We start from the raw sequence: 18,188 nt of genomic DNA on the forward strand, positions 1-18,188 counted from the left end.
GACAAGCTACAGGCAGGCTTCCAGAATCCTGCGCGCCATCGCCCCGTCGACATTGCGCGCCTCGCCGAACCTGCTGCCCGCAGCATTGAAGCGGCGTTCGATTTCGGCGATCGTAGTCTCGCCGATGCCCTCCTGCGAAAGATGCGTCGAAAGCCCCAGGGAACGGAAGAACTCCTCGTTGGCTGCAATCGTCCGCTCGATACGCTCCTCGTCGGAACCATCGGTGATACCCCATATCCGTTCGCCGTATTGCAGGAGTTTGCCGCGCTTCTGTCCGCGCAGCACGCGCAACGTACCGTTGATGACAATGGCGAGCGTCGCACCGTGCGTCAGCCCGTGCAGTGCGGTCAGCTCATGCCCGATCATATGCGTCGCCCAGTCCTGCGCCACTCCCATACGGATCATGTCGTTCAGTGCCAGGGTTGCCGCAAGCATATACTCCGACATCACGGCATAATCGTGCTGGTTCTCACGGATCCGGGGTGCGATCTCGATCACGGTATGCAGAATGCCTTCGGCCCAACGATCCATCAGGCGCGACTGCCCGGGCGTAGTCATATATTGCTCCAGCACATGCACGTAGGTGTCGGCCAAGCCGTAGGCGATCTGCTTCTGCGGCAGCGAGAACAAGGCCTCGGGATCGAGGATCGAAAAGAGCGGGTAGTCGCCGTTGAACGGGAATTTCTCCTTCGTTTCATGGCACGAGATCACCGAGCCGTTGTTCATTTCCGATCCCGTCGCCGACATCGTGAGCACCGTCCCGAGGGGAACGGTTTTATCCGCCTGCCCTTTCAGGACGATCTCCCACGGGTCACCGTCATAAAGCAGCCCTGCAGCGATCAGCTTCGTACCGTCGATGACCGACCCGCCGCCCACGGCAAGCAGGAACTCCGAGCCGTGCTCACGCCCCAATGCGATGGCCTCGCGGACGGTCTCGACCGACGGATTGGGCTCGATGCCCCAGAATTCGACCCAGTCACGGCCTTCGAGGGCCTTGACGACCTGGTCGTAAATGCCGTTACGGCGCACGCTGCCGCCGCCGAAGGTAATCATAATCTTCTTGCCGGCAGGAATCAGCTTTGCGAGCTGGGCGATCTGCCCCTTACCGAAAACAAGTTTCGTCGGATTGTGATAAACAAAATTATTCATAATAGTATGCGATATGTTTTGATACGACTTTTAAATATACGCAAAAATAACAAAAAGAACGCCGGAATATTCCGGCGTTCGAAAACTGTATTCGATTTTTTATCCGAGACTTAGAAATATTCGCCGCGCAGATCCTGGATCTTGGCCATCTGCTGGATGGCCTGCACCGAGAATTGCTGTGCCATGCTCTCGGCCATGGCCTGCGCACGCACCTTCTCGCCCTCGGCAGTCTGCTTGTCCGAAGTCTGGATGTCATCCACCTGGAAGACATAAACCCCCGACATGCCCTTCACCGGAGCCGAAAGGACACCTTTCTCGGTCGTCGAAGCGATGGCGCCTACCAGACGGGGCTCGACGCCCGGGCCGTTCACGTAGAAGGCACCGAAAGTCACGCCGTCGAAATCGGCGACCTCGGAACCGAGGCTGGCAGCCTGCTCGTCGAGCGTCGTACCGGCGATCTGCTTGGTGATATAATCGTATTTCTTGTCCCGGAGAACCTGGGCGCGAACCTGCGCAGCCACCTTATCGACCGGGGTATACTCATTGTCATCGATCTCGGTCAGCGTAGCGACCACATAGTCGTTGCCGACGGTGAAGATTTCCGAAAGATCGCCCGTCTTGGCACCGTAAGCCCAGCGGGCAACCTCACGCGAATCCTCCAGGCCGCGTATCGTACGCTCGCCCTGCGCCAGCGAGGCGACACGGGGAGTAACGGCCGCTTCCGAAGCGGCGTTGTTGAACGCCTCGACCGAGCCCTTGGCATTCACCGAGAAAGTGCCGGCCAGGTTGTGGGCATTGCGGCGCGTCGCAGCCGAAGCCTCGACGGGATAGGTGATCGTCGCCACCTGCATGTGCTTCGAAGGTTTGTCGGCACGGTACACCTGCATCAGCTGGATGGCATCGCCCGAAGCGACCTTCACCACGTCCCCCCGCTTGGCATTGGCCAGCGCGGCAACGAATTCGCCCGTGAAAGCCGAGAAGGGCACCACACCCACTTCGCCGCCGTTGGCTGCCGTAGCTTCGTATACCGAATACTGCGAGGCGAGTTGTGCGAAATCGGCACCGCCCTTGATTACCGTCAGCAGGCTGTCGGCCAGCGCCTCCTGCGTATAGGGCAGCACGATATGGCGGATTCCCAGCGTATCGGGCACCATTTTCGAATCCAGCACACGGGCCATCGTCCACTGGTTGTTCTTCAGCACGGGGCCGTAAGTCTCACCCGCCAGCAGTGCCTTGGCCTCGTCCTCCGAAAGCTGAGCCGCCGAAACATAGGTATCGGCGATCTTGCCGTTGCGGTTGGCACGTACGAACGACTTCAGCTCCTCCGTAGCGGCGAACTGTGCGCCCACCTCGGCAACGCTCTTTTCGAGAGCGAGCATATCGTCGTCCGTGGGGGTAACCTCGAACACGACATACGACAGCGTACGCGAGGGAGTCTGCTTGAACATATCCTTATGGCTGTTGTAGTATGCCTTGATGTCGCCGGACTTCACCTGGATCAGCGAATCGGGGACAGCCGAATATTTCTTGCCGGCCCATTTCCCGGAATAGGTATTGTTGGCCGCATTCACACCGTTCGTGACTTCGAGTGCATTGACATATACACCGCCCTTGATCAGGCCGAGGTACTTGGCGATCTCACGCTCCATGCGGGCCTGCTCGTTGAGCTGCGCCCACGCCTGCTGTGCCTGCGCATTCGTTTCGGCCTGCGCGAGGAACTGTCCGACGGCAGCCACGTTGTACTCACCCGTGCGGGGATCGGCGAAGGCGTTGTAAAACGCCTGCGACGGATGCTGGCCGCTGACCATCGACAGACGCTCGGGCTCCGTAACGCGCAGCCCCATCTTGTCGAAACCGGGTTCCAGCACATACTTGCCGATCAGGGCCTGCCATGCAGCATTGGCGAGCATGGCGGACTGCTGTTCGTCGCTCTCCTGGGCGCCGCTCTGCGCCTTGATCTGCTCGTACTGGTTGTAGTACTCCGAATAGTTGATTTTTTTACCGTTGATGACACCGACCCGGGGGTCGTTACCCGAGAAGCCCATTTCGGTCTTCAGGGAGAGAATGAAAGCCAAGAGGGCGCCTGCGATGACAATCGACAGCACGATGCCGAACTTGGTGCGAAGAGTGTTTAAACTTGCCATATAAATCGTTAATTATTCGTTTGTTTCGAATTAGCAGTCAAAGGTAGTAAAATTTATTCGGAAAAGGCCTTTATTATAATATAAAAATTCCTACAATTTCTTGACCCTCGCCAGCTCGATACGCGAACGCGTCGTACGCAGTATGCGCAACTGCAGGCCGCCGATGAAAACCGTTTCCCCGGCGGTCGGGATCCCGTCGTAATTGAAGATGATGAAGCCCGCCAGCGTATCGTATTCCTTGCTTTCTTCGATCCCCAGCCCGTATTTTTCATTGAGGTATTTCACCTCCAGCCGGCAGGAGAGGACATACTCGTCCTGGCCGACCTGCTTTTCGGTAAGGTCGGGTATGTCGTGTTCGTCCTCTATCTCGCCGAAAATCTGTTCGAGCACGTCCTCGAGCGAAATGACGCCCGCCGTCCCGCCGAACTCGTCGATCACCACGGCGATGTTGCTGCGGTGCTTGATGAAATTCTGCAACATCAGCTGCAGCGGCATGGTCTCGGGCACGAAATTGACCTGCATCATCACGTCGGCGATATTGGCCGGGCGCGTGAACAGGCTCTTCGAATTGACATAACCGACGATGTTGTCGATACTCTTGCGCCAGACGAAAATACGCGAATATTTCGAATCGACGAACCGCGCCGTGAGCTGCCCGATCGACGTGTCGTCGATATCCACCGCCTCGACATCCACACGCGGCACCATGCAGTCGCGAACCCGCAGGTCGGCGAAATCCAACGCATTCTGGAAAAGTTTGAACTCGTTGTCCGGCTCGGGGCGCGGTTCCGACGTATTGGTATCGAGCAGTGCCGCGAGGTCGTCGCGGCCGAAGCTGTGCGACACGGCCCGTTCCTCGACACGGCGCCCCGCCAGGCGCAGGATGCCATGCGAGATGAGCGTCGTGAGACGGGCGATCGGATAGAGCAGCAGGTAGAAGAAATAGATCACCGGCGCCAGGGCACGGTAATAGAAATTGGGGTTGTTGCGGAAGATCGACTTGGGAAGGAACTCCGCAGCAAAGATGATGATGACGGTCGACACGGCCGTTTCGATGGCGACCGAACCGTTGCGGGCGATGCTTTCCCACCCCAGCGCATAGAAGATGCCGCGCAGCAGCAACGACATGTAAAGCGAATAGATGACCAGGGCAATGTTGTTGCCCACCAGTATCGTGGTGATATACTGCCCGGGGTGGCGGGAAAAAATCTCCGCGATATGGTCGAACATGCGGCTCTGTTTGCGGTCGATCTCCAGCTTCAGGCGGTTCTTGCTCGTAAAAGCGATCTCCATGCCCGAAAAAAATGCCGACAACAACAGCATTAAGATAATCAGTATGACCGAAGTAAGCATCGTCCTGTTTATTTTGGGTTACTCCCCCGCTTCGTCCGCATGTACGGCACGCCGGAGGGGCTGGATTTCACCGACCGGTTCGGCCGGGCGGAGCTCCTCCTCCCCGTCGGGGCGGACAGCTGGTGCTGCCAAAGGCGGCTCCTCGGAAAGCGGTGCCGCAGGCTGCGCCGCAACCGGAGCGGCAGGCCGGTCTGTCGCAGAGCGGGGCGAATCCGAAGTCCGGCCGGCAGGTTCGGGCACAGCCGTAGAATCGGATTCGTTAGGTTTGACCTCGACCTCCATGCGCCCTTTCATACGGCGGAAGCGCCAGTCCTTGAACTCCTCGTCCGACTCGAAACCTTCGCCGATAAACACGTCGCGGCCGTCGTTCTGCACGATTTTCGAATCGACGTTCGAATAGATTTTCTTGGTTCGCGCGTTCCAGAACAGCTGTTGCGTATAGAGTTTCTTGCCGTCCGATTTCTCGACCACGACATTTCCCCGCGCCTCCCACAGGTCGCGGGTCTCGTAATGGATCGCATAGTTGGCCGTCAGCACGGCATCGACCGACGAGAGCGAATCGTCCTTATAGGTAGTCATCTCCACCCCCTTGGGGAATTCGCGGTAAGGCTCGCGCGCCAGCGAATAACCTTCGAGCAGCGGGGTTTTGAAATGATACGAACGGCGGCCGTTCTGCGACATGACAACCGACAGGTTTTCGCTGTATTCGGTCATCATCATCTCTATCCGGGACTCCGATTCGGGTTCTTCTTCACGCTCGCAAGAGAATAGCAAGATAGCACTCCCCACAACGGAGAGTGCTACCATCACGTATCTTGCGATAAATCTGTCCATCAATTAGCGGGGACGCACAGTAGTCGACACACCGGCAGCCGTACCGCAGTTGACGGTATAGCGTGCGCCTTCCTGCAACTCGTTGAAGAAGCACTCCTCCGAAGTCGGGAAACGGCTGCGGAATGCGTTCATCGAGGTTTTGGCAGGTTCGCGGTATTCCGAATCGTTCGGCAGCAGCTCGACGGCCTTGGCCATCGTGTCGTAAGCTGCCCAGAAGGTAGCCGGCCCGGCGAAACCTTCACAATGAGCTGCCGAAATACCGTAGCACTGAGCCAGTACGAAATACGGCACACCGTCCTCGGGGTTCAGATCGCGGGCCTGACGGGCAGCCGATGCGGCGCCCTGGATGTCGTTGGAAACCAAACCTACCAGCGCCATGCGCACCAGCAGCAGCTGACGCTCAGCGGGATCCGTCTCGACGGCAAGCGCTTCATTGAGGTATTTCATGGCCTTCGTATAGTCGCCCTTGCTCTGGAAGGCCTGCGCAAGGAACATCGCAGTTTCGGACGAAGGTTTCACCGTATAGTATTTCTCGGCAATCGAGAAATAGAAATCGCCGTCGCACTTGGCACGCGACATCAGGGCTACGGCCTGCGCCAGCAACGCCTCATCGTCGGGAGCAGCCTCCAGCTTGCCGCGGAACAGATTTTCGAGGTTCTCGCAGCTGGCCGCGCCGCTCAGGCCGAAAGCCGCGTCGAACTGCGACTTGTAATCGCCGGCCTCGGGGTTCTTCTCGAAGAACGGGGTCAGGCGGTCGTACTCGGCGATGATCTCATCGGGCATCACCTCGTCGGTATTCTTATAATCCTCGCAGAGGTTCGAGAAATAGGCCACCACGGTCTCGGGGTCGGTGCTGTCGCCGCCCTGCGCGATTGCCGCGCGGAATGCCTCGCGGATGCCCTTGCGGTCGTTGGGTTTGTAGCGCAGGAACTCGCGCGCCTTCTGGTCGAGGATAAAGGCCGTCTTGCCGGGCTTGACGTTATCGCCGAAATACTGGGCACGCATATCGTACATCAGCATCAGCGAGTCGATGAACATGTTCTTCTCCGCCACGCTCTTGGCACGGTTGATCTTGTTCTTATACACGACGGCACCGCGCTGGTAGATCGACTCCGCAGCATCGGGTATCTTGTCGATAAGCCCCTTGAGGTAGTGTGCTGCGGCATCGTAGTCACGGTTGTCGCACGATTCTTTCAGGAAATTACTGTTCAGAATGTTCTGTTCACGCTCTTCGGGAGTAGCGCCCCATTTCGCATATTGCGGGCCACTGAAATCCTGAGCCAAAGCCGCCGAAGCCAAAAATACCAAAGCGGCAGAAAGCAGAAATTTTACGTTTTTCATCGGTCAGAGATTAATTTTTGTATTTCTTATACTTATAATTGTTTTCGTCAGTTAAACTACCTCCGTGTCGGGGTCGCAAGTTACTACTAATTCCTCGGACGTGCAATTTTCCGGCCCAAAAACTAATCGTATTTCGGCCTGCGGAACCAGTATTCCCCGTTCTCGGCACCCGCAAAGAGCGAGAATCCGACCGAGAATTTGAAATACTGCTGCCGCACCAGTCCCAGGCGCTCGGAAAGGTTATAGCCGCGACGTCCGTATTCCACGCCCACGTCGATGGTCGAACTGCCGAGGAACTTCACAGGCACCCCTACACCCAACGTAACGGCGTATTCGCCGATTTTATTGCCGTCGTAGGTCTGGTTGTAGGTTCCGTAACGGAAACCCGCCCGGTAGGCCCAGCGTTTCATGAACCTGCGCACGTCGTAATAGTTCGGCGTATACTCCACGCCCACTTTCACCATGCTCGTATTGGTATAGGCCACTTCGTATGCAGATTTGTCCGGCCCGCTGATCCCGGTCATTTCGGTCGCCTTATTGCCGCCGGTCCAGTTCTGATAGACATAGTCAAGCCCGATCGTCCATTTCGAGGTCATATAATAAGCCCCCACCGAAAGCTGACGCGGCAAGGCAAGTGCCAAATGGGTCGTATCGCCCTTCACGGTGGAGTTGTACAGGTCGCCGATATAGATCCGCTTGGTCACATCGGGATTCAGGTTGCCGCCGAAATCGTACGTAGCGCCGAACGTCAGCATGCGTTTCTGGTTCATGACAGCCTTCCAGAGAACACCGACCTGTCCTTTGATGCTCGAAATGCTGTAATTGTCGCTGCCGACCGTCGACGAGAAGGTTCCGTCGCCCGTGATCGGCGTCGGGGTCATCACGAAGCTGCGGTCGATGTCGCCCCAGTAATACTGCGCCGCGACACCCAACGAGAAATTCTTGAAAATCTCCCAGCCCAGGCCGACCTTGACCTCCGTCACGTCGCCTTCGCCCTGATAGACGTACTGCACGCGTCCCACATTGCCCCAAACCGGATCGTTCGGGTCGAAATCCTGCGTATACTTGGTACGGTAGCCCACCGAACTGTACGGCGTGAGGCTGAACCCGAGGCCGAGTTTCTTGGCGACCGGCATCTGGAACGCGATATCGTGGAAATTGAACGTATTATAGGCCGTGTTTTTGGACATATTGTCCACCTTCTGCGAATTGTAGTAATTCTGTCCCTCGAGGCCGAAACTGAAGAGGAAACTCTTTTGCGGGATGGTGCTGTACGCTGCAGGGTTGAGCAGATTGATTTTGCCCGGAGTGCCCATGGCCACCCCGACGCCGCCCATCGAGCGCATCTGCGTCGTACCGGGCGTATTGATCTCGCCGATGCCGTACATCGTATAGGGAGAGAATGCGTTAATACTGCTTGTCTGGGCCGATACGGCATAAGGAAGCATCACGGCTGCCGCGACAACCAGCTTAATCAAGGTGTTCTTCACTTGCATTGTGCTCTAAAATTCTATTCAATCCGCAAAAGACCAGATTACAATTTGCAAATATCGTATTTTTAATTCGTTTAACAAAGAATTTTGCATCCCCACCGGTAAAAATTACGCGCAAGCCGTCGATTTTTTCCCGCATGCGGGTGACGTAACCTTCTATTTCGAAGGCGATCCCGTTCATCACGCCCAGTTCGATGGCCTCTTCGGTCGTAAGCCCCGAGAGCCCTTCGCCCCCGGTCGCGGCACACAGCGGCAGCTTGGCCGTATAGTCATGCAGCGCCCTGAAACGCATCGTCACGCCCGGGGAGATGCAGCCGCCCCGGAACGTATTGTCGGCCGTCACCAGGTCTATGGTCACCGCCGTACCGAAATCGACGATCAGCACGTTCTCACCCGGATAGAGCACCGTCGCGCCGACGGCTGCGGCCAGCCTGTCGCGCCCCAGCGTCTCGGGCGTAAGGTACGCGTTGCCGATGGGCACGGGGGTCTGGGAGGTGAACTCCAGCAGGTAATCCACCCGGCGGCGGAGCATCGCCGCCACGTCATCGACCTCGCCGCGCGTCGACGCCACCACGGCGCGGCGCACGGGCCATTCGGAGAGCAGTTCTTCGAGCACCGACGGGTGCAACCGCTCCATGCAGCGCTGCGCGACAAGCTCCCCCTTGTCGAAAACCGCGAGTTTTACCAGGGTGTTCCCGAAATCTACGACTAAATTCAAAGCTGTTGCAGTGTTTTATACCCGTCCTCAATGTCTTTGACATTCCTAACGGTCATCGCCAGACGATTATTGTGCTGTTTGAGCACAAATCTGGCGGGATTTTGCGTGACCTTGCGGAGCAACTCCATAAAGGTATCGCTTTTGTAATAGGGCGAGTTCTGCTCGCCGACGAAGTGGAGGATCATCAGCCCGTTCTTGACCTTCACCCGCTCGATGCCGAGGCGGATCGCCTCCCAGCGCAGGCGCACGACGTTGAGCAGTTCCTGCGCTTCGCGCGGCAGGGGGCCGAAACGGTCTGCCAGGCGGCTCTCGAAGGCCTGCAACGCGGCTTCGTCCTTGGTCGAGTCGAGCTCGCGGTAGAGCTTCAGGCGTTCGGCCTGCTGTGCCACGTAGGCATCGGGCAGCCCGGCCTCGACCTCTATTTCGATGTGCGCGTCATCCACATAATGCATCTGCTCCACGACATCCTGCTCGGCGGCACCCAGACCCGCCACCTGCAAGCCTTCGGCCCGCAGCTCGGCGATCGCCTCGTTCATGATCTTCTGGTAGGTCTCGAAACCGATGTCGGCGATAAACCCGCTCTGCTCGGCACCCAGCAGGTTGCCCGCGCCGCGGATGTCGAGATCCTGCATCGCAATGTTGAACCCCGACCCCAGGTCGGAGAACTCCTCGATCGCCCGCAGGCGGCGCCGCGCATCGGACGACAGCATCTCCTCGGGCGGCGAGAGCAGGTAGCAGTAGGCTTTCTGGTTGCTGCGCCCCACGCGCCCGCGCAACTGATGCAGGTCGCTCAGGCCGAAATTCTGGGCATTGTCGACGATGATCGTATTGGCATTGGGGATGTCGATGCCGTTCTCGATGATCGTGGTCGAAACGAGCACGTCGAACTCCCCGTAGATAAAATCCATGATCAGCTTCTCGAGCTTCTCGGCCGGCATCTTGCCGTGTCCGACGGCCACGCGGGCCTTGGGGCATACACGCGTGATAAGCCCTTGGATGGACATCAGGTCTTCGACGCGGTTATGGACGAAATAAACCTGGCCGCCGCGTGCGAGCTCGGCCTCGACGGCATCGCGGATGATCTCCACGGAGAAGACATGCGACTCGGTGACGATCGGCTGGCGGTTAGGCGGCGGGGTCGAGATGACCGACAGGTCGCGCGAGCCCATGAGCGAAAATTGCAGCGTGCGCGGGATCGGCGTCGCCGTCAGGGTCAGCGTATCGACGTTGACGGCCATCTGCGTGAGTTTCTCCTTGGCCGCGACGCCGAACTTCTGTTCCTCGTCGATGATCAGCAGCCCCAGGTCACGGAATTTGATCTGCTTGCCCAGTATTTTATGGGTGCCGATCAGGATGTCGATACGCCCCGATTCGAGGTCGGCACGTATCTGCCCCGCCTCCTTGGCGGTCTTGGTGCGGTTGAGATACTCGACCCGCACGGGGAAATCGCGCAGGCGCTCCGAAAAGGAGCGGTAGTGTTGCAGGGCGAGGATCGTCGTCGGCACCAGCACCGCCACCTGCTTGCCGTCCACGGCGGCCTTGAATGCCGCGCGGATCGCCACCTCGGTTTTGCCGAAGCCCACGTCGCCGCAGACCAGCCTGTCCATCGGCTGGTCGGACTCCATGTCCTTCTTGACGGCCGCGACGGTCGTCTGCTGGTCGGGGGTGTCCTCCCACTGGAACGACGCCTCCAGCTCGTGCTGCAGGTAACTGTCGGGTGTGAATGCGAACCCTTTGCTGGCCTTGCGCTTGGCATAGAGGGCGATCAGCTCGCGCGAGATATCCTTGACGGCCTTCTTGGCGGCGTTCTTGAGTTTCTGCCATGCCCCGTTGCCGAGTTTATAGACCTTCGGCGGCTCGCCGTCGCCGGACTTGTAACGCGAAATGCGGTGGAGCGAATGGACGTTTACGAACAACACGTCGCCATCCTTGTATACCAGCTTGATAGCCTCGTGCACCTTGCCGTTCTCGTTGATCTTCACCAGCCCGTCGAAACGCCCCACGCCGTGGTCGATATGCACCACATAGTCGCCCGGGCGGAGCTGGTTCAGCTCGGCGACGGTCATCTGCTCGTCGCGCCGGATCTCGCCGTTGATGCGGTAACGCTGGTAACGGTCGAAAATCTGGTGGTCGGTATAGAGGCACAGTTTCAGGTCGTTGTCCACGAACCCCTCGTGCAGCGTAACGGAGAGCGACCGCACGGCGGCCTGCCCGCGCCCTATCTGGTGGAAGATGTTTTCGAGGCGTTCGACCTGCACCTTGTTCTCCGAGAGGATGTAGGTCGCATAGCCCCGCAGCGAATTGCGGATCATGTCGTCGGCCAGCATCTCGAAATTCTTGTTGAACTTGGGCTGCGGGGCCGTGTCGAACACCACGGCCACCGTGGCGGGGCGTTCCGGCAGGTTGTCGCGCAGCGCCACCACGCTGTTGCCGGCCATGTCGCGCAGCAGCACGTTGCGGCTGGTCAGCAGGCCGTCTATCCGCCCGGGCTCCTCCATGTCCGCGAGCACCTTGCGGCGCAGGTCGTTGACGCGGCGCAGCACATAGTCGACATCGTAGAACCAGCAGGTTGCCCCAGAACCTGCGAACTGCACGAACGACACCCGGGGTGCCTCGCCGGCATTGAGGTTGGGGACGATTTCCACCCGGTCGAGCTTGTCGGCCGAGAGCTGGCTCGAAATATTGAAACGGCGGATCGAGTCGACCTCGTCGCCGAAAAAGTCGATCCGGTAAGGCTTGCTTTCCGAATAGGAAAAAACATCGACGATACCACCGCGCACGGAGTACTGCCCCGGTTCGTAGACGAAATCGACGCGCGTGAAGTTCGCATCCGCAAGGGCGTCTTCCAGCACGGCGATCGAAATCTTGTCGCCGAGCTTCACGGCAATCGTGTCGCGCTGCAAGGTCGCGGCGTCGACGACCCGTTCGGCCAGCGCCTCAGGATAGGTGCAGACCACCAGGTATCCCTTCGTGAAGCCCCGCACGGCGTTCATCGCCGCGGTGCGCTGCACCACGCCCTGGGCATCCTCGGCGCCGTAGGCCGCCGAACGCTTGTAGGACGAGGGGAAGAAATAGACCTGCTTCTCGTCCAGCAGGTTGTAAAAATCGTTCAGCAGGTAGGCCGCGGCATCCCGGTCTTCGGCCACGAAGATATGCACGCCCCCCGTTTTCGCCACTGCCGCCGCCGCATAAAACGAAAGAGCACCGCCGACCAGCTCTTTCAGGTGGACGGTTGCGCTCTCCTTCTTATATTCGCGGCACAATTTCGGCAGGGCCTTCGACCCGGCGGCGAACTGCGCCAGCTGCTCGCTGGCAGTCATAGCGTCACTTGTTAATCAGGTCGTTATCCTTGTCATCGTGGTAATGCACCTCGACGATGCCGAGGCTCTGGTCTTCGACGACACGCAGGCGGAGTTTGTATTTCCACTCCCAGCGGCGGCGCAGCGACCAGATGCCCTTCCGCAGGAAAGCAGCCACATAGGGGCTGACAACCAGCTTGATATACTTGTGTCCCCGGTCTTGCGTGAGGAACGATATCTGGTTCTCGATCTTTTTGTCCAGCAATACCGTAGGCTCGATCTTGCCCGTGCCGTTGCAGGTCGGGCAGACGTCCGACACCTCCTCCACGGCCACGGGACGCACCCGCTGGCGGGTGATCTGCATCAGCCCGAACTTGGTGAGCGGCAGCACCGTATGCTTGGCCTTGTCGGTGGACATCAGCTTGACCATCTCGTCGAAGAGCGCCTGTTTGTTCTGCGCCTTGTGCAGGTCGATGAAGTCGATGATGACAATGCCCCCCAAATCGCGCAGGCGCAGCTGGCGGGCGATCTCCTTCGCGGCCGCCAGGTTGACGTCCATGGCGGTCTGCTCCTGGTTGTCCTCGGCCTTGGTGCGGTTGCCCGAATTGACATCGATGACGTTCATCGCCTCGGTGTGTTCGATGATCAGGTAGGCGCCGCGGCGCAGCGAGACGTACTTGGCGAAGAGCGACTTGATCTGCTTCGAGATGTCGAAGTTGTCGAAGATAGGGACGTTGCCCCGGTAAAGCTTGACGATCTTCTCCTTCTCGGGCTCGATCAGGCGGATGTAATTGCGGATGTCGTTGTACATCGCCTCGTCGTCGACGGCGATCTGCGAAAACGAGCCGTTGAGCGAATCGCGGATGATCGTATTGGCGCGGTTCATCTCGCTCATCAGCTGCGCGGGCGGCGTACTCTTCTTGATCGCGGCGCAGGTCTTGCGCCAGCGGTCGATCTGCGACTGGATGTCGTGCTCGATGTCCTCGTCCTTGGCCTCCATGGCCGCCGTGCGGATGATGACCCCGAAATTCTTGGGGAGCACCGCAGCCGCGATGCGCTTCAGGCGTTTCTTCTCGTCCGCCGAGCGGATCTTCTGCGAAAGGAACACCTTGGACGAAAAGGGCACCAGTACGACGTTGCGGCCGGCCAGCGAAATGTCGGAGGTCAGGCGGGGCCCCTTGGTCGAAATGGCCTCCTTGGCGATCTGCACCATGATGTTCTGCCCGACCTGAAGATAGTCGCCGATCTTGCCCGTCTTTTCGACGGGCGGTTCGAGCTTCATGCCCTCGACGCGCATTCCCCGCTTGCCGGGCTGCTGCGAAGCGACCAGCTTCTGCAACGAGGGAAACTGGCTTCCCAGGTCGAGGTAGTGGATAAAAGCGTCCTTTTCGTGCCCGATGTTTACGAAGGCTGCATTGAGCCCGGGCATTATCTTGCGTACTTTCCCAAGGTAGATATCTCCTACGGAAAAACCCGTCTGGCACTGCTCCTTGTTGAGTTCGACAAGCACCTTGTCCTCACACAGCGCAATGGAGATTTCTGTCGGGTTGACGTTAACGATTAATTCTCTGTTCATCTATATCGTGTGTCGCACCCCGGAAACGGGGTTGCGGAATACTGAAACCGGTTAGGCCGCATTTTGGTCTGAAGTGGCGGCGAACTCCAAAGGAAAATATTGTCCGGGCCATCGGCCGGCAACATGGCGGGTAAGGAAATACCCTGGTTTATTTCGGCGGCACTGCGTCGCAATGCCCCTGCGGGGGGGGGCTCATAACCTGCGTTGCAAGAGGGCCCGACGTCCGCAAACGGCGATCCGGGAACCTGCATTCCCCCCGGGGATACGGGCCCCGGCCGCAAAAAACCGCAGAAAATAGGTAAAGCTAAAAGAACCCGGGGCTCCTTTAGCTTTATCTATCGTTTAGCACAAAGGTGCTACCCTACTTTTTCTTGTGACGGTTCTTGCGCAGACGTTTTTTACGCTTGTGGGTAGCCATCTTGTGACGCTTATGCTTCTTTCCGTTTGGCATAGTCCTTAAATTTTAGAGGTTCTTTATTTATTGAATTATTTCACCTTCGCAGCGAAGCTCTTGGCGGGCTTGAAAGCGGGGATGTTATGTTCCGGAATGGTGATGGTCGTGTTCTTCGAGATGTTGCGTGCGACTTTCTTTGCACGTTTCTTCACGATGAAGCTGCCGAAGCCGCGGAGATACACGTTGTTCTTGTTGGTCAGAGAGGTCTTGATGCTATCCATGAAAGCTTCGACGATTGCCTGAACCTGCACCTTCTCAACGCCGGTGCTCTTAGCGATTTCGCTTACGATATCTGCCTTTGTCATAGTTTATATAGTATTAAATTATTAAGTTCGTGTGAAGACATTCGGACTGCAAATATACGCTTTATTTACATTTTAGCCAATAAACCGCAACTTTTTTTCATTATTTTTCCGGCAGTCCCCTACCAGCCACTGGAACAAGAGGATAACAAATATCGGGCAAAACTCGGCGGAAAATTAAAATATTATGTGCCAGGCAATTATATCCGGACGGCACACCGGAGCGAGCCGCACGGAATAATCGCTCATAATCAACATATTAGCCACAAACCCGCCGAAACGGGAGGAGCCTTTTCCGGGCATCATTGCGCCCGAAGAGTCCCGGCACGGCCAACCCCCTCCCGGATGCCGGTGCGGCTGCCCGCCCGCGCCCGCCGGCATCCGGCATGCAGCCCTCCACACGGGCGGCGGAGGGGACGGCATCCTCGCCCCGCCCGGGTTCGAGCACCGATTCCCGGGGAAGAGCTCTCCGGCACGCCGCTGCAAGCCGTCCCGGAGGCGATTTACGCCCCGGAACCGCGGATAATATCCCGCCGACCCAATAAACGCCCGGTTTTTGCGTTTGATAATAAAATAACTAATTTTGCGAACTAAAATCCGATAACCGTATGGTCAAAATACTCTGGGTGGACGACGAGGTTGAACTCTTGAAGCCCCACGTCCTGTTCCTCAAACAGAAAGGCTACGAAGTCGACACCTGCAACAACGGCTACGACGCGATCGACATGGCGGCCGAAGGCGCCTACGACCTGATAATCCTCGACGAGATGATGCCCGGCATGACGGGACTCGAGACCCTCCCCAAGATCAAGGAGGTGCGCCCCACCACGCCCGTCATCATGGTGACCAAGAGCGAGGAGGAGAACATCATGGACAAGGCCGTGGGTTCGAAGATCGCCGACTACCTCATCAAGCCCGTGAACCCCAATCAAGTGTTGCTCTCGATCAAGAAGAACGTCCACCAACAGCAGCTCGTCACCGAGCAGACCACGGCCGACTACCGGTCGGAATTCGGGCGTATCTCCTCGTCGCTGCAGATGGCCGAGACCTTTTCGGACTGGTGCTCGCTCTACCGCAAGCTCACCAACTGGGAGGTCGAGCTTTCGGAATCCACCGACCAGGGCATCAAGGAGGTGCTCACCTACCAGAAGACCGAGGCGAACCAGGAATTCTGCAAGTTCGTACGCCGCAACTACTACAACTGGATCAACAAGCGCTCGGACGAAACCCCCGTGATGTCGCACACGCTCATGCGCACCAACATTTTCCCGGTGGCGGACGAGAACCCGAAGACCACGCTGCTGCTGATCGACAACTTCCGCTACGACCAGTGGCGGTCGATCTCCTCGCTGCTGCGGGGCTATTACGACGTGGCGCAGGACGATTTCTACTGCGCCATCCTCCCCACGGCGACGCAATACGCCCGCAATGCCATCTTCGCCGGCCTGATGCCGCTGGCCATCGACAAGCTGATGCCCAACAAATGGCTCAACGACAACGAGGAAGGCGGCAAGAACCAGTACGAGGAGGAGTTCCTCAAACGGCTGATGGCCCAGAACGGGAAAAACTGGAAATTCTCGTTCGACAAGCTCGTGCGCCCCGAACAGGGCCGCAGGCTGGTCGACAATATACAAAAAGTGTACGACGCCGATTTCTCGGTGATCATCTACAACTTCCTCGACATCCTCTCGCACGCCCGTACCGAGACCGACATCATCCGCGAGCTGACCGAGGACGACGCGGCATTCCGGTCGCTGACGCGCTCGTGGTTCGAGCACTCCGACCTCTACACCATCCTCAAGCTCCTCTCGGAGCGGGGGCACACGGTCGTGATCACCTCCGACCACGGCACCATCCGCGTGGACAACCCCGTCAAGGTGACGGGCGACCGCGAGACCTCGGCCAACCTGCGCTACAAGACGGGGCGCAACCTGGCCTACAACTCGCGCGACGTCTACGAGATACTGAAACCCGAGGACGTACAGCTGCCGTCGAGCAACCTCACGTCGAGCTATATCTTCGCCTACAATTCGGATTTCCTGGTCTACAACAACGATGCGAACCGCCACATCCGCTATTACCGCAACACGTTCCAGCACGGCGGCATCTCGATGGAAGAAATGATCGTGCCTTATATCGTCTTAAAACCCAAGCAGTAATATGAAAACGATCCACATCACCTCGCAAGACGAACTGCCGGACGTCGCCGAGGCGGTCATCGAAGCGCTCGGCCGCCGCACGGTAGTCGCACTGCGCGGAGAAATGGGCGCGGGCAAAACCACGCTGATCCGCGAGATCGCAGCCCAACTGGGCGCCACGGACACCGTAACCAGCCCCACGTTCGCCATCGTGAACCAGTACAAGGGCAAAGGCAACCGCCGTATCCATCATTTCGATTTCTACCGGATCAACGACATCCGCGAAGCCTATGATTTCGGTTACGAAGAGTATTTCTTCTCGGGCGACCTCTGCCTGGTCGAATGGCCCGAAAAGATCGAGCAGCTCCTGCCCGAGAACGTGATGACGGTGCGCATCACCGTCGACAGCGACACGGCACGCACGTTCGAAATCGACTGAAGCCCGGCCAACGCCCCGCGACACTACGACCATGGCAGACGGTTTCCGCATCGCATTCTGCATCGAATGCCATAAATACACCCCTGTCCTGCAGGAGTTGTGCCGGCAGTTGCAGCACCCCGAAGCGGATATTTTCATCCATGTCGATGCGAAATCCGACATCGGGGATTTTGCGCCGCTGCGTCCCCTGGCACGTTTCATCCACCCGCGCAGCAAGGTGTACTGGGGCGAGTACGGCCAGATCGACTGCATGCTCAAACTGCTCCGGGCCACCTGTAACGGCGACTACCGCTACATCGCCATTCTCTCGGGCGACACCCTGCCGTTACGCCCCTGCGGGCAGATACACGATTTCCTCGAAGCGTGCTACCCGCGGCAGTTCGCGGACATGCAGCCCGAACTGCACATCACCGAGCTGACGCAGAAGATGCAGTGGTGCCACTACCCCGACAGGAACGATTGGATCGGGCGCCTGCCGGGCTATTTCCGCAAAAGGCTCTACAAACGGCTGCGCCCCGGGGACAACCCCTATTTCAGGACATTGCCGCCGCTCGAAAAGGGTTCCAACTGGATCGTCGTCACCGACCGCTTCCGGGATTTTGTGTTCGATTATCTGCGCACCCACCCCGATTATATCCGCGCATTCAGACACTCGCACTGCGGCGACGAGATCTTTTTCCAGACCCTGATGGGCATTTCCGAATTCGCCGGTGCGAATACGCGCCGTCCCCTCGTCTACACCCGATGGGTCGGAGAAGGGGCGCCCCATCCGGAAACATTCGGCACCGACGACCTGCCCCGGCTGCTGCAGGCACGGGACATGGCGGCGGAAATTCCGTACCTCTTCGCCCGCAAGATCGCCGGCGACCTGGACATCGCCCGCTACCGGGAGACGTTCCTCCGATAAACCCGCGCTGTTCGCCGCCGATGCCGGCCGCAATATCCCGG

13 protein-coding genes are annotated in these 18,188 nt (G+C 58.3%); 3 read left to right on the forward strand and 10 right to left on the reverse strand.

Going from position 1 to position 18,188, the window contains the following annotated elements:
* Window positions 1-6 precede the first annotated feature (6 nt).
* The 10 genes from NQ559_RS01900 to NQ559_RS01945 all read right to left on the reverse strand — a co-directional run bounded on the left by NQ559_RS01900 (window position 7) and on the right by NQ559_RS01945 (window position 14,666).
* Entirely contained in the window at window positions 7-1,149 is a 1,143-nt protein-coding gene (locus NQ559_RS01900) for an iron-containing alcohol dehydrogenase (RefSeq protein ID WP_018695179.1), read from the reverse strand.
* A gap of 110 nt (window positions 1,150-1,259) precedes the next feature.
* Window positions 1,260-3,293, reverse strand: a complete 2,034-nt coding sequence (locus tag NQ559_RS01905) for a peptidylprolyl isomerase (RefSeq protein ID WP_018695178.1) — start codon at window positions 3,291-3,293, stop codon at window positions 1,260-1,262.
* A 90-nt stretch (window positions 3,294-3,383) separates the two neighbouring features.
* Window positions 3,384-4,646 (reverse strand): hemolysin family protein, encoded by a 1,263-nt coding sequence (locus NQ559_RS01910; protein ID WP_018695177.1) that lies wholly within the window; start codon window positions 4,644-4,646, stop codon window positions 3,384-3,386.
* A gap of 18 nt (window positions 4,647-4,664) precedes the next feature.
* Window positions 4,665-5,480, reverse strand: coding sequence for an LPS export ABC transporter periplasmic protein LptC (gene lptC / locus NQ559_RS01915; RefSeq protein ID WP_211210440.1), 816 nt, complete (start codon window positions 5,478-5,480; stop codon window positions 4,665-4,667).
* A gap of 3 nt (window positions 5,481-5,483) precedes the next feature.
* Window positions 5,484-6,821, reverse strand: a complete 1,338-nt coding sequence (locus tag NQ559_RS01920; protein ID WP_018695175.1) for a tetratricopeptide repeat protein — start codon at window positions 6,819-6,821, stop codon at window positions 5,484-5,486.
* A gap of 122 nt (window positions 6,822-6,943) precedes the next feature.
* Window positions 6,944-8,317, reverse strand: coding sequence for a beta-barrel assembly machine protein BamG (bamG, locus tag NQ559_RS01925; RefSeq protein ID WP_026318243.1), 1,374 nt, complete (start codon window positions 8,315-8,317; stop codon window positions 6,944-6,946).
* Window positions 8,292-9,032, reverse strand: coding sequence for a type III pantothenate kinase (locus tag NQ559_RS01930; protein WP_018695173.1), 741 nt, complete (start codon window positions 9,030-9,032; stop codon window positions 8,292-8,294). Before NQ559_RS01930 ends, bamG begins: the two co-directional genes overlap by 26 nt.
* The gene (gene mfd, locus NQ559_RS01935; RefSeq protein WP_018695172.1) at window positions 9,029-12,352 is read right to left on the reverse strand and encodes a transcription-repair coupling factor; all 3,324 of its coding nucleotides are present in this window, start codon (window positions 12,350-12,352) and stop codon (window positions 9,029-9,031) included. Before mfd ends, NQ559_RS01930 begins: the two co-directional genes overlap by 4 nt.
* A 4-nt stretch (window positions 12,353-12,356) precedes the next feature.
* Complete coding sequence (locus NQ559_RS01940; RefSeq protein ID WP_018695171.1) at window positions 12,357-13,907, reverse strand: Rne/Rng family ribonuclease; 1,551 nt, start codon at window positions 13,905-13,907, stop codon at window positions 12,357-12,359.
* A 486-nt stretch (window positions 13,908-14,393) separates the two neighbouring features.
* Window positions 14,394-14,666, reverse strand: a complete 273-nt coding sequence (locus tag NQ559_RS01945) for an HU family DNA-binding protein (RefSeq protein ID WP_009596092.1) — start codon at window positions 14,664-14,666, stop codon at window positions 14,394-14,396.
* Between the two features lie 605 nt (window positions 14,667-15,271).
* Here NQ559_RS01945 and porX point away from each other — a divergent pair.
* Genes porX through NQ559_RS01960 form a run of 3 tightly spaced genes read left to right on the forward strand, consistent with a single transcriptional unit; the run spans window position 15,272 to window position 18,147 of the window.
* Window positions 15,272-16,822, forward strand: a complete 1,551-nt coding sequence (gene porX / locus NQ559_RS01950; protein WP_018695170.1) for a T9SS response regulator signal transducer PorX — start codon at window positions 15,272-15,274, stop codon at window positions 16,820-16,822.
* A gap of 1 nt (window position 16,823) precedes the next feature.
* Entirely contained in the window at window positions 16,824-17,240 is a 417-nt protein-coding gene (gene tsaE / locus NQ559_RS01955) for a tRNA (adenosine(37)-N6)-threonylcarbamoyltransferase complex ATPase subunit type 1 TsaE (RefSeq protein WP_018695169.1), read from the forward strand.
* Between the two features lie 31 nt (window positions 17,241-17,271).
* The gene (locus tag NQ559_RS01960; RefSeq protein ID WP_018695168.1) at window positions 17,272-18,147 is read left to right on the forward strand and encodes a beta-1,6-N-acetylglucosaminyltransferase; all 876 of its coding nucleotides are present in this window, start codon (window positions 17,272-17,274) and stop codon (window positions 18,145-18,147) included.
* Window positions 18,148-18,188: the final 41 nt, after the last annotated feature.

Source organism: Alistipes onderdonkii (assembly GCF_025145285.1).
Classification (GTDB): Bacteria; Bacteroidota; Bacteroidia; order Bacteroidales; family Rikenellaceae; genus Alistipes; species Alistipes onderdonkii.

Bases quoted from the DNA above. Each gene is read 5' to 3' on its own strand.
- NQ559_RS01900 (WP_018695179.1), bottom strand. From the start codon at position 1,149: ATGAATAATTTTGTTTATCACAATCCGACGAAACTTGTTTTCGGTAAG.
- porX (WP_018695170.1), top strand. From the start codon at position 15,272: ATGGTCAAAATACTCTGGGTGGACGACGAGGTTGAACTCTTGAAGCCC.
- NQ559_RS01960 (WP_018695168.1), top strand. From the start codon at position 17,272: ATGGCAGACGGTTTCCGCATCGCATTCTGCATCGAATGCCATAAATAC.
- mfd (WP_018695172.1), bottom strand. From the start codon at position 12,352: ATGACTGCCAGCGAGCAGCTGGCGCAGTTCGCCGCCGGGTCGAAGGCC.
- NQ559_RS01920 (WP_018695175.1), bottom strand. From the start codon at position 6,821: ATGAAAAACGTAAAATTTCTGCTTTCTGCCGCTTTGGTATTTTTGGCT.
- lptC (WP_211210440.1), bottom strand. From the start codon at position 5,480: ATGGACAGATTTATCGCAAGATACGTGATGGTAGCACTCTCCGTTGTG.
- NQ559_RS01945 (WP_009596092.1), bottom strand. From the start codon at position 14,666: ATGACAAAGGCAGATATCGTAAGCGAAATCGCTAAGAGCACCGGCGTT.
- tsaE (WP_018695169.1), top strand. From the start codon at position 16,824: ATGAAAACGATCCACATCACCTCGCAAGACGAACTGCCGGACGTCGCC.
- bamG (WP_026318243.1), bottom strand. From the start codon at position 8,317: ATGCAAGTGAAGAACACCTTGATTAAGCTGGTTGTCGCGGCAGCCGTG.
- NQ559_RS01910 (WP_018695177.1), bottom strand. From the start codon at position 4,646: ATGCTTACTTCGGTCATACTGATTATCTTAATGCTGTTGTTGTCGGCA.
- NQ559_RS01940 (WP_018695171.1), bottom strand. From the start codon at position 13,907: ATGAACAGAGAATTAATCGTTAACGTCAACCCGACAGAAATCTCCATT.
- NQ559_RS01905 (WP_018695178.1), bottom strand. From the start codon at position 3,293: ATGGCAAGTTTAAACACTCTTCGCACCAAGTTCGGCATCGTGCTGTCG.